The following is a 14,188-nucleotide window of genomic DNA, read 5'->3' on the forward strand; positions in this document are numbered from 1 at the left end:
CTGTTGCATCGTCACCCCCGATGCGATCCGAAACAGCCGTCAGCGCTTCACGCCCTCACGACCCTTTCGCACGAAGCAAAAGGTCGAAATCCTTTCTGACCTTTTGCGACGTCTCCTTGAGATGTGCTTCCAGCACACCGAAATCCGGCAGGTCAGTCACCGCCAGAAGCAGATCCGACAATCCCGGCGGAACGTCGTCGCGCTCGAATGGGCCGGTGAGGCAAAGCCGCGTCATCTGGGTCAGTGCCAGATAGAGTTGATAGGCTTCGCAAAGCTGCTGCCTGACATCGGCGTCAGCGAAGTCCGGCACCAGATGCGAGAGGATTTCGCCGGTGGCGGTCAGCCTTCCGCCGGCTTCGACCTGGCCGGTGATGACCGCCACCTGCGCGATGAATTCGAGGTCAATGAGGCCGCCGGGGATCAGCTTGATGTCCCAGAGATCGCGCGGCGATTTTTCCTTCTCGATCAGCGCGCGCATCTCCGATGCCTCGGCCCGCACCTTGGCGGCGTCGCGCGGCAGCGCCAGAAGTGCCGCCACCTCGGCTTCGACCTCGGCGCACAGTGCGGCGTCCCCGCCGACGGCGCGGGCGCGGGCCAGCGCCATGTGCTCCCAGGTCCAGGCTTCCAGGCGCTGGTACTTCTTGAAGGCGTCGACATGGGTGGCCACCGGCCCTTTGTTGCCGGATGGTCGCAAGCGCAGGTCGAGTTCGTAGAGCACGCCCTCGGCGGTCGGCGCCGAGACAGCCGCGATCAACCGCTGCGTCATCCTGGTGTAGTAATGCGACGGCGCCAGCGGCTTGTGGCCGTCGGATTCTTCGGCATCGGCGTCGTGGTCGTAGAGCAGGATGAGGTCGACGTCGGAGCCAGCCGTCAATTCGCGGCTGCCGAGCTTGCCCATGCCGAGCAGCGACACCGTGCCGCCGGCGATACGGCCGTGGCGCAGTGCGAATTCGGCCGTCACTGCCTGCAGTGCGGCGTCGATGGTGAGGTCGGCGAGGTCGGAAAAGGCACGGCCAGCACGGCTCGGGGTGATCGAGCCGGCGAGCAGACGTACACCGATCAGGAATTTCTGCTCGGAAGCAAAGATGCGCAGGCGGTCGAGCACATCTTCGTAGGCCCGGTCGCCTTCGATGAAAGCCGCCAGCCGCGCGGACAGATAGGCGCGGTTGGGCAGTTCGTTCAGCAGCGCCGGATCGAGCAGACCGTCGAAGACATGCGGGCGCTTGGTGATGATCGCAGCCAGCCGGGGCGCGGCACCCATGATGGTCGCCATCAGCTTCAGCAGAGCGGGGTTCGATTGCAGCAGCGAAAACAGCTGGATGCCGGCGGGCAGACCGGCGAGGAATTCGTCGAAGCGCACCAAAGCCTTGTCGGCCCGGCGCGTCTGGCCGAAGGCTTTGAGCAGCGCCGGTGTCAGTTCGGTCAGCCGCTCACGCGCTTCAGCCGACTGGGTGACGCGGTAGCGGCCGAAATGCCAGCCGCGGATGACGCGGCAGATGTCGCTCGGCCGCTTGAAGCCGAGCCCGTGCAAGGTCCGCAGCGTGTCGGGGTCGTCGACATCGCCGGTAAAGACCAGATTTCCGACGCCTGCCGACAGTTCCGGAGCTGTTTCGAACAGCGCAGCGTAATGGCGCTCGACTTCCTGCAAAGCCGCGCGGAAGGTTTCGGCAAATTCCGCCGCATCGGCAAAGGTCAGCATATGGGCGATGCGTTCCAGCCCCTCATCATCGTCCGGCAGGATGTGCGTCTGCTCGTCGGCGACCATCTGGATGGCGTGCTCGACGCGGCGCAGGAACCAGTATTGGCGGGCGAGCGTGTCACGGGCATCGGCGGTGATCCAGCCGCGTGCCGCCAGCGCACCCAGCATCGGCACGGTCTCGCGTCCGCGCAGTTCGGGAAAACGGCCGCCGGCGATCAGTTGCTGGGTCTGGACGAAGAACTCTATCTCGCGAATGCCGCCACGGCCGAGCTTGACGTTGTGGCCCTTCACCGCGATCTCGCCATGGCCCTTGTGGGCATGGATCTGGCGCTTGATCGAATGGACGTCGGCGATTGCCGCATAGTCCATGTATTTGCGCCAGACATAGGGCTGCAACTCCCGCAGGAACGCTTCGCCGGTGGCGAGATCGCCGGCCACGGGGCGCGCCTTGATCATGGCGGCGCGCTCCCAGTTCTGGCCGCGCGCCTCATAGTAGCGAAGTGCTGCCTCGACCGGGATTGCCAGCGGCGTCGAGCCGGGATCGGGGCGCAGCCTGAGGTCGGTGCGGAAGACATAGCCGTGCTCGGTGCGGTCCTGGAGGATGCGCACCAGCCTGCGGGTCAGGCGCGCAAACAGCTCGGTGGCATCGAGCGGATCGACGATCGCCTTCGCATCCGGATCGAAGAAGACGACAAGGTCGATGTCGGAGGAAAAATTCAGTTCATGGGCGCCGAGTTTTCCCATGCCGAGCAGAATCCAGCCGGACTGCTGCGACGGGTTTTCGGGATCCGGCAATTTGAGCTTGCCCTGGCTGTGCGCCTCGCGCAGCAAGAAGTCAACCGCCGCGCGGGTGCAGGCGTCGGCGAGATCGCTGAGGCGCCTGACCGTCAGCGAGGTCTCGGCCTCGCCAGAAAGGTCTGCAAGCGCAATCAGGAAGTGAGCTTCCCCCTTCCACTGCCTGAGCTCCATCATCAGGCTCGATTCCGACACAGACTCAGCGAAGGCCGCCTTGCCGATCGCTTCGCCGATGACGGTCAGCCGGGCCTCAACACCGGCATCGAACAGCGCGTCGAGGATTTGCGGCCGGCGACGTGCGACATCGCGGAGGAAAGGCGAGAGATCAGTGACCGCAGCGAGAAAATCCTGGGCCGCGCCCTTGCCGCCCAAGAATTTCGCCAGCCGCGGCAGGTTCTCGTCCTTGGCCTCGCCAGCGATCTCCGACAGTTCACTGCGGGCGCGGCTCTCATCCAGCGGCGCGAGCTTTGCCGCCAGTTGCAGCTGCCATTCGGTCTCGATCGGTTTCGCAGCCATTCTCACCGCCATCAATGATCCTCCCGCGCGGGGAAACTCATGATAACCGACAATCCGGGGTTGGCAGGCAGAAGTTCGAGCTTGCCATTGTGGAACGTCATGATCGCCTTGGCGAGGCTGAGGCCGAGGCCCGATCCCGGCTGCGAGCGGCTCTTTTCCAGCCGCACAAAGCGTTCGGTCACCCTGGCGCGGTCGGCATCGTCGGGGATGCCATGGCCATTGTCGGCGACGGAAAGCCGGATTTCATGGCCGACACGCTGCAGCGCCACGCGCACAGCCGGCTTCTCAGTCGCGTCGGTCGAGTATTTGATGGCGTTGTCGACGATGTTCGACAGCGCCTGGCCGATCAGCTCGCGATTGCCGTTGACGGTGAAATCCCCGTCCACAGAAGTTTCGAGCGCCACAACAGCCTCCTCCGCCACCGGCTCGTAAAGCTCGACGACATCGCGCACGGCGGCGGCGAGATCGACCTTGCTGGTGCTTTCCGAGGAATAGCCCGCCTCCAGCCTGGAGATCATCAGGATGGCGTTGAAGGTCTTAATCAGCTGGTCGGACTCGGCGATGGTGCCTTCCAGCGCCTGCCGGTAGTCGGTGGTCTTGTGCTTGCCCGAAAGCGTGGCCTCGGCCCGGTTGCGCAGTCTGGTCAGCGGCGTCTTCAAATCATGGGCGATGTTGTCGGAAACCTGTTTCAGGCCTTCGTTCAGCGTCGCGATCCTGGCCAGCATGGTGTTGAGGTTTTCCGACAGGCGGTCGAATTCGTCGCCGGCGCCGGTCACCGGCAACCGGCCTGTCAGGTCGCCGCCCATGATGCGGCGGCTCGCCTCCGAGACGCTGTCGATGCGCTTCAGCGCCGCGCGGCCGACAAAGAACCAGATCAGCAGCCCGCCCAACCCCATCATGCCCAGCGCCAGCATCAAGGCACGGCGAATGACGGCACGGAAGCGCTCGGGCTCGCCGAGATCGCGGCCTACAAGCATGATCATCTGGTTGGGTAGCCTGAGCACCAGCGCGATGGCATTGTGGCCCTTCTCGCCTTCCACCTGAATTTCGGTCTCGCCGGGGGGCGCCCCGTTAGGGTCGGCAGCCTGATTGCGCTGCCGCTCAAGTTCGCCTTCGCCGAAGCGGCGGTAGGAGAATGGCTCGGTCGTCCAGCCATCGGTCTCGAGCACGCCCGGCTCCAGGCTCTGCACATTGCCGGTCAGGATCTGGCCGTTGGCGTCGGCGATCAGATAGAGGTTGGCGCCGGGCTGGCGCGAGCGCTGCTCGACGACGCGTACCAGCACCGGCAGGCCGCCGCGCTGATAGGCGCGGGCCAGGCCGAGCACCTCGTCATTGATGGTTTGCTGGGTCTGGCCGGTCAGCATGCGCGCCGACAGCGACGTCATGTAGAAGACCAGCAGCACGGCACAGAGGGCAAAAAGCAGGAAATAAAGCGCCGAAAGCCGCGCCGCCGTCGTCCTCATGATGGCCGGCAGGGAAAGGGCCATGGATGTCTAGACCATGATCAGATTTGGTTGAAATCTCATCATGATCTACCCCTTTGTTGGAGCATGATCTTTTCCAAAAACCGGTACCCACTTTTTGGGATCATGCTCTAGCTCTTCAGCATATAGCCGGCGCCGCGGACGGTGTGCAGGATCGGCTTGTCGAAACCCTTCTCGATCTTGCCGCGCAGCCGCGAGACATGCACGTCGATGACGTTGGTCTGCGGATCGAAATGATAGTCCCAGACATTTTCGAGCAGCATGGTGCGCGTCACCACCTGGCCGGCATGGCGCATCAGATATTCGAGCAGGCGGAATTCGCGCGGCTGCAGCGTGATCTCGCGCGCAGCGCGCTTCACGGAATGAGAGAGACGGTCGAGCTCAAGATCGCCGACCCGGTAGACGGTTTCGGCTTCCCTGGCGCTGGCGCGGCGGTTCAGCACCTCGACGCGGGCGAGCAATTCCGAAAAGGCATAGGGTTTGGTCAAGTAGTCGTCGCCGCCGGCGCGCAGACCGGTGACGCGGTCATCGACCTCGCCCAGTGCTGACAGGATCAGCACCGGCGTGGTGTTGCCGCGCGAGCGCAGGCCGGCAATGACGGAGAGCCCGTCGCGGCGCGGCATCATGCGGTCGACCACCATCACGTCATAGTCGCCGGCATCGGCAAGCGCAAAGCCGGTTTCGCCGTCGCCGGCGACATGGGCGGTGTGCCCGGCCTCTGCAAAGGCCTTCTGCATATAGTCGGCCGCCTCGCGATCGTCTTCTATGACGAGAATCTTCATAGAGCCGTTATACGCGATTTCACTGGAAGATTGAGAGGCCGACATTTTGGCTATGGCTTTACTGTTAGAGCGGCAGCAGGCGATGGGGCCCGCTGCCGCCGGGGGCAGAACACGATGACTGACTAACGCGTTCGGCCCCTTGCTTTTCCGTGCGGCGGCTCGGGGGTGTTGAAACCGCCGCACTGGAAAAGTGTTCGATGTCAGCCCTTGGCGACCGGCAGGGCGACGAAGCGGTTCGAGTCATCGCGGGTGATCTGCATCAGCACCGCCTTGCGGCCGGACTTGACCGCATCGGCCATTGCCTTGGCGACGTCCTCGGTGCCGTTCACCTCCGTCGAATTGACCGAGGTGATGACGTCGCCGGGCTGGATGCCGCGGTCGGCAGCATCGCTGTCGGGGTCGACATCGGTCACCACCAGACCCTTGCCGTTCTCCGACTTGGTGACGGTGAGGCCGAGATCGGCCAGCGCGGCCGGCTTTGCCGGTGCTGCGGGCTGCTGCGGGTCGGCCGAGGCCTGCTTGTCGGTGGACGGCAACGTGCCGAGATCGACCTTGATCGTCTCGCTCTTGCCGTCGCGCCACACCGTGACGTCGACCGACTTGCCGGGCGAGTAGGCGCCGATCAGACGGGCCAGTTCCTTCGGCGATGCAACGTCCTTGCCTTCGACCTGGGTGATCACGTCACCGGCGGTGATGCCGGCCTTCTTGCCGGGACCGTCGTCCTGGGCGCTGGAGACCAGAGCCCCGTTCTGCGACTTCAAGCCCAGCGATTCGGCGATATCCGAGGTGACCGGCTGGATTTCGACGCCGAGCCAACCACGCTGCACCGAGCCGCTCTTCATCAGGTCCTGCACCACCTGCTTGGCGGTCGAGGCCGGAATGTCGAAGGCGATGCCGACGCTGCCGCCCGAGGGCGAGAAGATCGCCGTGTTGATGCCGACGACCTGACCGTTGAGGTTGAAGGTCGGGCCACCCGAATTGCCGCGGTTGACCGAGGCGTCGATCTGGATGAAGTCGTCATAGGGGCCGGCGCCGATGTCACGGCCACGGGCCGAGACGATGCCGGCGGTAACCGTGCCGCCGAGGCCGAACGGATTGCCGACGGCAACCACCCAGTCGCCGACGCGAACCTTGGAATCGTCGGCGAAATCGACATAGGTGAATTTGCCGACGCCATCGACCTTGAGCACGGCCAGATCGGTGCGCGGATCGGTGCCGATCAGCTTGGCGTCGAGTTCCTTGCCGTCATTCATCACCACGGTGAAGGCAGAGCCTTCCTCGACGACGTGGTTGTTGGTGACGAGGTAGCCGTCATCGGAGATGAAGAAGCCCGAACCCTGCGCCACCGGGCGAGGCTGGTCGTTGTTGTGGTCGCGACGGTTGAAGCGGCGATTGCCGCCTTCGCCGTTCTGGTCGCCGAAGCCGCGGAATTGCTTGAAGAACTGGCGCAGCTGCGGATTGTCGGGCAGAGGGTTGCCGTCCGGATCCTGCATCTGGTCGGAACCGTCATCGGAAGCAGGCTCGATCTTGGCCTTCACCTTGACGCTGACCACGGCCGGCGACACGCGCTCGACCACATCGGCAAAGCCCGGCACTTGCGGCGCTTCGACCCGCACAGCATCGGCCAGGACGGGGGCCGTGCCGGTGGCAACGGCGCCGAAGCCGATGGCGCCGGCAATGGCGAGGGAAGCCGCGGCAGCCAACAGGCGCTTGCGGGTGCGGGAATATGAATTGGGGGCAATAGACATGGATCTTGTATCCTCTTTTCACTGGATGCGGCTCAGGCAGTGCATCCTCGGTCAAGAGGAATAGAGAGGCGCACATTACGGCGCCATTTCCGAAGCATGAAAGTTTTGTAATGTTGGGGGCATGAGCCACGTGGCCGATATCATCGAAGGCATTAAACGCAGTATGGCCGACGCATCGGCTGGCCGTGTCGTCTCCCACGACGACGCCATGGCTGAAATTGACACAGTGATCGAAGCGGCGGAAGCTAAGCGCCCGGAGGAATGGCCGAGCTAATCGCTCAGCATCTTGCGCAGGGCCGCCTGTTCTTCGGCGCTCAGCGCCTTGGTCGCGAGCGAGCGGCGGGAGCGCGTGGTCAGCACGATGAAGACGCCGCCGACCAGCAGCAGAAGCACCGGCGTGCCCCACAGCAAAGCGTTGCGCAAGCTGAAGCGCGGCTTCAGCAGCACGAACTCGCCGTAGCGCGACACGATATAGTCCATCACCTGCTGATCGGTATCGCCGGCAACGAGGCGCTGGCGCACCAGAATGCGCAGGTCGCGGGCAAGGTCTGCATCGGATTCGTCGATCGACTGGTTCTGGCAGACCATGCAGCGCAGGCCTTCCGACAGGAGCCGCGCCCGCGCTTCGAGCGCCGGATCGGCGAGAACCTCGTCCGGTTTCACCGCTTGGGCTGCGCCGGCAAACAGCAGCGCCAGCAGCAAAACGAGCGAGGCCAACGAAAACCTGGTGCTCACGGCACGCCTGCCGACGGCATGGCAGCTGGCTGCTTGCGGCGGCGCGATGGCGCGCCGACACGCAGGCGGCGGTCGAACAGCGACATTGCCGCGCCCGCCATCATCACGAGACCACCGCCCCAGATCAGCGTCACCAGCGGCTTCCACCACAGGCGCACGACGACCGAACCGTCGGTGCCCTGGTCGCCCAGCGACAGATAGAGCTGGCTGAAGCCGATCGTCTCGATGCCGGATTCGGTCGTCGTCGTCTGCCGCACCGGAAAGAAGCGCTTGGCCGAGGTGATTTCAGCCGCAATGCCGCCATCGGCGCCGATCAAGGAAAAGCGGCCGCGGTCCTCGCTGTAATTCGGGCCCTGCGCGGGATAGAGCCCTTCGAAGCGCAGCGTGTGGCCGGAGAGTTCGACGCTCTCGCCGGCATGCATCGACAGGATTTTTTCGGTGCCGAAGCACAGCGTGCCGACAATGCCGAGCGTCGTCAGCCCGAGGCCGAGATGGGCAAGTGCGGTGCCGAAGACCGAACGCGGCAGGCCTGCGAAACGGCGCAACATGATGGCCGGCGACACATTGCCGAAGCCGGATTTGACGGCAAGGTCGGTGAGCGCGCCGCAGACCAGCCAGCAGGCTAGGCCGACGCCAAGGGCGGCGAACACCGACGCGCCGTTGACGAACAGGCCGGTGACCAGCATCGCCACAAGGGCGGCCGCGAAGGCGGCCATCAGGCGCTGGGCGACGGCATAGAGGTCGCCGCGCTTCCAGGCGAGCAGCGGCCCAAAGGGGACCAGGATCAGCAGCGGCACCATCAGCGGGCCGAATGTCAGGTTGAAGAACGGCGCACCGACCGAGATCTTGCCGGCCGAAAGCGCCTCGACCGCCAGCGGATAGAGCGTGCCGACCAGCACGGTGGCGGTAGCCGTGGTCAGGAACAGATTGTTGAGCACCAGCGCGCCTTCGCGCGAGATCGGGTGGAACAGGCCGCCGGCGGTCAGCCTGGAGGCGCGCAGCGCAAACAACGCCAGCGAGCCGCCGATGAACAACGTCAATATGCACAGAATGAAGATGCCTCGCGTCGGGTCTGTGGCAAAGGCATGCACCGAGGTCAGCACGCCCGAGCGCACCAGGAAGGTGCCGAGCAGCGACAGCGAGAAGGTGAGGATGGCGAGCAGCAGCGTCCAGATCTTGAGCGCCGAGCGCTTTTCCATGACGATCGCCGAATGCAGCAGGGCGGTACCCGCAAGCCACGGCATGAAGGAGGCGTTCTCGACCGGATCCCAGAACCAGAAGCCGCCCCAGCCGAGCTCGTAATAGGCCCAGTACGAGCCCATGGCGATGCCGCCGGTGAGGAACATCCAGGCGACCAGCGTCCATGGCCGCACCCAGCGCGCCCAGGAGGCATCGATGCGGCCCTCGATCAGGGCCGCGACCGAGAAGGAAAAGCATATGGAGAAGCCGACATAGCCGAGATAGAGCAGCGGCGGATGGATGGCGAGGCCGAGATCCTGCAGGACCGGGTTGAGATCGCGGCCTTCGATCGGCGCCGGATTGAGCCGAATGAACGGGTTGGACGTCGCCAGGATGAACAGGAAGAAGGTGGCGCCGATCGCCCCTTGCACGGCCAGCACATTGGCGCGCAGCGTTGCCGGCAGGTTGGAACCGAAGACGGCGACCAGCGCGCCGAAGAAGGTCAGGATCAGCACCCAGAGCAGCATCGAGCCTTCATGATTGCCCCAGGTTCCGGTGATCTTGTAGATCAGCGGCTGCAGCGAATGCGAGTTTTCCCACACGCTAGCCACCGAAAAATCGGAGCTGGCATAGGCGCCGGCGAGTGCTGCGAAGGAAAGCGCGGTCAGCGCGAAGCCGGTGACCGTGACGGGGCCGCCGACGGCCATCAGCCGCTGATTGCCAGTGCGGGCGCCGATGAGCGGCACCAGCGTCTGCACCAGCGACAGGGCGAAAGCGAGGACGAGCGCGAAATGTCCGGTCTCAACCATTGTCAGTTCGTGCTTTCCTGCCAGACGCCCTTGGCCTTCAGCCCATCGGCCACTTCCTTGGGCATATAACGCTCGTCATGCTTGGCCAGCACGCTGTCGGCGACGAAGACGCCGTCCGCGCCGAAGCTGCCCTCGGTGATGACGCCCTGCTCCTCGCGGAACAGGTCGGGCAGGATGCCGGTATAGATGACCTTGACCGATTTGTGGGTGTCGGTCACCGAGAAGGCAACCGTCGCGCCCTCCCCGCGCACGACCGTGCCCTTTTCGACGAGGCCGCCGAGCCTGATGCGCTGTCCCGGCTGGACGCTGGCAGTGGTCAGGTCGGCAGGCATGTAGAAATACGAAGCTTTTTGGCCGAGCGCATAGAAGATCAGCCCGGTGGCGGCGCCGAGGAAAGCCAGCCCTCCGATGATCACGGACAATCGCTTCTGCTTGCGCGTCATGTCCTACTCCGTCGCCGTCAGGCCGAGCGAGGCGGCAAGGGCGGTGAATTTCTTCGCTTCCTCACTGTCGGCGCCAAACACGGCAATACCGCGATGCAGCGCGTCACGCGCCGCATCGGCCTTGCCCAGCACCACATAGGAACGAATGAGCCGCATCCATCCTTCCGTGTCGCGCGGATTTTGCCGCAGTTTTTCATCGAGACCGGCGACCATGGTGTCGATCATGGCCTGCCTGTCCTGCGGCGCCATGGACGAGGCAGCATCGACGGCTGCGGCATCGGGGCCTGTCGCGGGCTCTCCTGACGCGGCGCTACGGTTGGCGGCATCGGCCAGCGCCTGTTGGACGGCACCGCGCCACGGCGAATCCTGCGGCAGGAGCCCGAGCATTTTCTGCCAGGCAGCGGTCGCCTCCGCCAGACGGCCTTCCTGCGCCAGCGCCATGGCCAGGTAGAAAGAGGCTTTCGGGTTTGCCGGGTCGAGCCTCAACGCCTGTTCGAAAGCCGATTGCGCATCGGCCGAGACAATGCCACCTGCAGCATTGGCGATCGCCTCGCCGAGACCAGCCTCGCGGGCTGCGGTGTCGCCATCGAGGCGGATGGCGTTGCGATAGGCGGTCACGGCATCGGAAAAGCGCTGCAGGCGCAGATAGATCGGGGCGAGCACGTCCCATCCCCTGCCATCGGACGGATTGGCGGCAAGGTGGGCCTCGGCGCGCGCCACCAACTCATCGACCGAACTATCGGCCGGGTTCTTGGCCAGCCGTTCGGCAAGCGGCTGCGACGGCAAATCGGGCGAGCCAACCTGACTGTACAGGCCCCAGCTGAGCAGCGGGACCACCAGCACCGCTGATGTCGCCACCAGCCTGGCCGCTCTCGACGGCTGCCGCGTGCCAGCCGCATCGGCTTGACTGGTGTTGCCCAGGCGAAGGATGCGGCGGGCGATTTCGGCGCGCGCCTCCTCGGCTTCCGCCGGCTGGATCAGGCCGCGCGAGGCGTCACGATCAAGCTCGGCCAGTTGGTCGCGATAGACTTCGAGGTCATGGTCGCTGCTGGACGAAGCGCCCTTGCCGCCGCCGGTCAGCGGCAGCAGCACCGCCAGGCTTGCGCCCAGCGTGAGGATTGCGGCTATGACCCAGAACAGCATGGTTCTTCCAATAGAGCGAGAGCCCTGCTCTGCCAACACGGACACGCTGCGACGCTTTGACGGCAGCGAGCAAGCAAGCCCGGTCCCAATCAGCCGGACCGGATACTCAGGTCAGCGGCGTCCAGCTGCCGTCAGCGTTGCGGCAGGCGGTGCCACGCGCGGTCTGGCCGGCCGTGCCGGTGAACACCGTATGGGTGTATTGGCGGCAATCCTGCGAGCCGACGCGGTACGGCTGGGCCGCGACGACTTCGCCGGAATGGGCCGAACTGTCGCTCTTCCACGTCACCTTCTGGCCGCTCGCCGTATATTCGAGGGCCTTGTATTCCGCCTCGAGTGCCTTGCGCTTCTCGGTCTCGTTCAGGCCACTGCCGATCGATCCGCCGACGAGCCCGCCGGCCATGGCCGAAATGATCGTCGTCGCGACTTTGGCCCCTGAAGGAGGCGTCGCGGGCGGGTTGGTGATGGAAATATCCGGGCCGCCGCCCTTGCTCAGGGTTCCGCAGCCGGAGAGAGCGAGCAGTGCGGAAACAAGCGCAACGCGAATCTTCATGCCAACAACCGGTTTTCTTGGACGGGATGCTCTTGGGGCCGCGTCATCGGGGATGTCTGCTGGCCATAGTATTGATATTTGTCGGAAATTTGGCCGTTTGCCGACCATCCGAGGAGCAATCGACAGGTCGCCATAACACAGGCGCCCAGCCATGTCGATTGGCCCTGGAAATGCATCATTGCAGGCTCCGCAAGCGCACCACCGCCTTCAGCCCGCCCATGGCGGAGCGGTCCAGCGCCAGCGCGCCGCCATACTCGTTGACGAGGTCGGCGACAATGGCAAGTCCGAGCCCGGTGCCCGGCTTGGTCTCGTCGAGGCGCCGGCCGCGTTTCAGCGCATCGCGCGCCTTGTCCTCGGGAATGCCAGGGCCGTCATCCTCAATTGATATCTCGAACAGGCCGGCGGCGCCGGCCGGCGAGACGGACACGGCGACAGTGCTCTTTGCCCATTTCATGGCATTGTCGAGCAAATTTCCGAGCAGTTCCTCCAGATCCTCGCGCTCACCGGCAAAGACGATATCGGCCGCCGGCAATGCAAGCGACAGGCCGATATCAGGCTTGAGCTTTTGCAGCACGCGCACCATGCGCTGCACCAGCGGCGTCACCGGCGTGCGGTAGACGACGCTGTCGCGCTGCGCCGCAACACGCGCCCGCTGCAGATAGTGATCGACCTGCTTCTGCATTGAGGCGGCCTGGTCGGCAATGAGCTGGCCCTTGGCGCCGCCGAGCGCCCGCCCCTCATTGATCAGCACGGCGAGCGGCGTCTTCAGCGAATGGGCGAGATTGCCGACCTGCGTGCGTGAGCGCTCGACGATGCGCTTGTTGTTTTCGATCAGCGCATTGGTCTCGTTGGCGAGCGGCTCGATCTCGGCGGGGAACTGGCCGTCGAGCCGCTGCGCCGTGCCCTCGCGGATCATTGCAAGCGCGTTGCGGACCCGGCGCAAGGGCTGCAGGCCAAGCAGGATGGCGATCGCGTTGATGGCGATCATGCCGACGCCGAACAGGCTGAGATAAGTCAGCAGGCGGCCCTGGAAGGTGGCGATCTCCTGCTCGAGCTCGGTCTTGTTGCCCATGACGCGGAAGCGCGCGGCGCGGTTCTTTGCGTCGAGGACGAATTCGCTTTCGAACACTTGCAGTTCCTCGTCGCCGATGCCGTCGGTGGAATAGCTGCGCTGGAAACTGGAATTGAAAGGCACCTCGGCGACGGTCGGCGACGGGATCGTCGTAGTCATCGAGGACGAATGAAGGTTGCCATGCACGCCTTCGGAAGCCGGCTCCACCGACCAGTACCAGCCTGAATTCGGCTCCGAGAAGCGCAGGTCGCCGAGGTCGGGAGCGCCGGTGAGCTGGCCGGATTCGGAAACGCCGACGGAGCCGATCAGGTTGAACAGGTGCGCCGACAAGAGGCTCTCGAAGCCGCGCTCGCTGGCCTGGCGGTAGAGCGTGGTGATCAGGGTGAAGATGACGATCAGGGTGAGGATCGCCCAGATGGTGGAAAAGCCGATGACGCGGAAGGCCAGCGAGCGCGGCCAGAGCCGCGCCGAGAAAGGCTTCCTTGCTGGTATGGGGAGCGGTTCCGCCTTACGCCTCCGGCTCACGCATGCGATAGCCCATGCCGCGCACGGTTTCGATCATATCGATGCCCATCTTCTTGCGCAGCCGGCCGACGAAGACCTCGATGGTGTTGGAATCGCGGTCGAAATCCTGGTCGTAGAGATGCTCGACCAGTTCGGTGCGCGACACCACCTCACCCATATGGTGCATGAGATAGGCCAGCAGGCGGAACTCGTGCGAGGTCAGCTTCAGCGGCTGACCGTCGACATCGGCCTTGGAGGCCTTGGTGTCGAGGCGCAGCGGCCCGCAGGTAAGCTCGGACGAGGCATGGCCGGCGGCACGCCTGATCAGCGCCCTCACCCGGGCCAGCACCTCCTCGATGTGGAACGGCTTGGTGACGTAGTCGTCGGCGCCGGCGTCGATGCCGGACACCTTGTCGCTCCAGCGGTCGCGCGCGGTCAGGATCAGCACCGGCATCTTGCGGCCGTTGCGGCGCCAGCGCTCGACGACGCTGATGCCATCCATCTGCGGCAGGCCGATGTCGAGTACGACGGCGTCGTAAGGCTCGGTGTCGCCGAGGAAATGGCCCTCCTCGCCGTCATAGGCGCGGTCGACGACATAGCCGGCATCGACCAGGGCGTCGGCCAGCTGCCGGTTCAGATCCTTGTCATCTTCGACAACGAGTACGCGCATGATTGGTCAGGCCTGTTGATGTTTCAGATATAGGCCGATTCCGGCGGCCTGTGAAACAA

12 protein-coding genes are annotated in these 14,188 nt (G+C 64.7%); 1 reads left to right on the forward strand and 11 read right to left on the reverse strand.

The window, feature by feature from the left end:
* Positions 1-55: 55 nt before the first annotated feature.
* From FJV77_RS09790 to FJV77_RS09805, 4 genes are all read right to left on the reverse strand, one after another.
* Positions 56-3,010 (reverse strand): bifunctional [glutamine synthetase] adenylyltransferase/[glutamine synthetase]-adenylyl-L-tyrosine phosphorylase, encoded by a 2,955-nt coding sequence (locus FJV77_RS09790; RefSeq protein ID WP_142866611.1) that lies wholly within the window; start codon positions 3,008-3,010, stop codon positions 56-58.
* A gap of 11 nt (positions 3,011-3,021) precedes the next feature.
* Positions 3,022-4,497 carry a HAMP domain-containing sensor histidine kinase gene (locus FJV77_RS09795; protein ID WP_142866612.1) on the reverse strand — a complete coding sequence of 492 codons (1,476 nt, stop codon included), beginning with the start codon at positions 4,495-4,497 and terminating at the stop codon, positions 3,022-3,024.
* A 107-nt stretch (positions 4,498-4,604) separates the two neighbouring features.
* Positions 4,605-5,276: a response regulator transcription factor gene (locus FJV77_RS09800; protein ID WP_142866613.1), complete on the reverse strand. Its 672-nt coding sequence runs from the start codon at positions 5,274-5,276 to the stop codon at positions 4,605-4,607.
* Positions 5,277-5,476: 200 nt separating this feature from the next.
* Positions 5,477-7,024 carry a Do family serine endopeptidase gene (locus tag FJV77_RS09805; protein WP_142866614.1) on the reverse strand — a complete coding sequence of 516 codons (1,548 nt, stop codon included), beginning with the start codon at positions 7,022-7,024 and terminating at the stop codon, positions 5,477-5,479.
* A gap of 121 nt (positions 7,025-7,145) precedes the next feature.
* Between FJV77_RS09805 and FJV77_RS09810 the strand changes: the two genes are divergently transcribed.
* On the forward strand, positions 7,146-7,298 hold the full coding sequence (locus FJV77_RS09810; protein WP_210246564.1) for a hypothetical protein: 153 nt from the start codon (positions 7,146-7,148) through the stop codon (positions 7,296-7,298).
* Here FJV77_RS09810 and FJV77_RS09815 read toward each other — a convergent pair.
* From FJV77_RS09815 to FJV77_RS09845, 7 genes are all read right to left on the reverse strand, one after another.
* Positions 7,295-7,759 (reverse strand): cytochrome c-type biogenesis protein, encoded by a 465-nt coding sequence (locus FJV77_RS09815; protein ID WP_142866615.1) that lies wholly within the window; start codon positions 7,757-7,759, stop codon positions 7,295-7,297. The genes FJV77_RS09810 and FJV77_RS09815 overlap by 4 nt on opposite strands.
* On the reverse strand, positions 7,756-9,747 hold the full coding sequence (locus FJV77_RS09820) for a heme lyase CcmF/NrfE family subunit (protein ID WP_142866616.1): 1,992 nt from the start codon (positions 9,745-9,747) through the stop codon (positions 7,756-7,758). Before FJV77_RS09820 ends, FJV77_RS09815 begins: the two co-directional genes overlap by 4 nt.
* 2 nt (positions 9,748-9,749) lie before the next feature.
* Positions 9,750-10,190 carry a cytochrome c maturation protein CcmE gene (gene ccmE / locus FJV77_RS09825; protein ID WP_142866617.1) on the reverse strand — a complete coding sequence of 147 codons (441 nt, stop codon included), beginning with the start codon at positions 10,188-10,190 and terminating at the stop codon, positions 9,750-9,752.
* Positions 10,191-10,193: 3 nt separating this feature from the next.
* Positions 10,194-11,333: a c-type cytochrome biogenesis protein CcmI gene (ccmI, locus tag FJV77_RS09830; RefSeq protein ID WP_142866618.1), complete on the reverse strand. Its 1,140-nt coding sequence runs from the start codon at positions 11,331-11,333 to the stop codon at positions 10,194-10,196.
* A 106-nt stretch (positions 11,334-11,439) separates the two neighbouring features.
* On the reverse strand, positions 11,440-11,883 hold the full coding sequence (locus FJV77_RS09835) for a hypothetical protein (protein WP_142866619.1): 444 nt from the start codon (positions 11,881-11,883) through the stop codon (positions 11,440-11,442).
* Positions 11,884-12,058: 175 nt separating this feature from the next.
* Complete coding sequence (locus FJV77_RS09840) at positions 12,059-13,480, reverse strand: ATP-binding protein (protein WP_142866620.1); 1,422 nt, start codon at positions 13,478-13,480, stop codon at positions 12,059-12,061.
* Complete coding sequence (locus tag FJV77_RS09845; RefSeq protein ID WP_112564177.1) at positions 13,464-14,129, reverse strand: response regulator transcription factor; 666 nt, start codon at positions 14,127-14,129, stop codon at positions 13,464-13,466. The genes FJV77_RS09840 and FJV77_RS09845 overlap by 17 nt, the downstream gene beginning before the upstream one ends.
* Between the last annotated feature and the right edge of the window lie 59 nt (positions 14,130-14,188).

This window comes from Mesorhizobium sp. WSM4306 (assembly GCF_007003975.1).
Lineage (GTDB): Bacteria > Pseudomonadota > Alphaproteobacteria > Rhizobiales > Rhizobiaceae > Mesorhizobium.

Excerpts from the sequence above, each read along its gene's own strand:
- ccmI (WP_142866618.1), bottom strand. The coding sequence starts at position 11,333 with ATGCTGTTCTGGGTCATAGCCGCAATCCTCACGCTGGGCGCAAGCCTG.
- FJV77_RS09845 (WP_112564177.1), bottom strand. The coding sequence starts at position 14,129 with ATGCGCGTACTCGTTGTCGAAGATGACAAGGATCTGAACCGGCAGCTG.
- FJV77_RS09820 (WP_142866616.1), bottom strand. The coding sequence starts at position 9,747 with ATGGTTGAGACCGGACATTTCGCGCTCGTCCTCGCTTTCGCCCTGTCG.
- FJV77_RS09810 (WP_210246564.1), top strand. The coding sequence starts at position 7,146 with ATGAGCCACGTGGCCGATATCATCGAAGGCATTAAACGCAGTATGGCC.
- FJV77_RS09800 (WP_142866613.1), bottom strand. The coding sequence starts at position 5,276 with ATGAAGATTCTCGTCATAGAAGACGATCGCGAGGCGGCCGACTATATG.
- FJV77_RS09795 (WP_142866612.1), bottom strand. The coding sequence starts at position 4,497 with ATGGCCCTTTCCCTGCCGGCCATCATGAGGACGACGGCGGCGCGGCTT.
- ccmE (WP_142866617.1), bottom strand. The coding sequence starts at position 10,190 with ATGACGCGCAAGCAGAAGCGATTGTCCGTGATCATCGGAGGGCTGGCT.
- FJV77_RS09835 (WP_142866619.1), bottom strand. The coding sequence starts at position 11,883 with ATGAAGATTCGCGTTGCGCTTGTTTCCGCACTGCTCGCTCTCTCCGGC.
- FJV77_RS09790 (WP_142866611.1), bottom strand. The coding sequence starts at position 3,010 with ATGGCTGCGAAACCGATCGAGACCGAATGGCAGCTGCAACTGGCGGCA.
- FJV77_RS09805 (WP_142866614.1), bottom strand. The coding sequence starts at position 7,024 with ATGTCTATTGCCCCCAATTCATATTCCCGCACCCGCAAGCGCCTGTTG.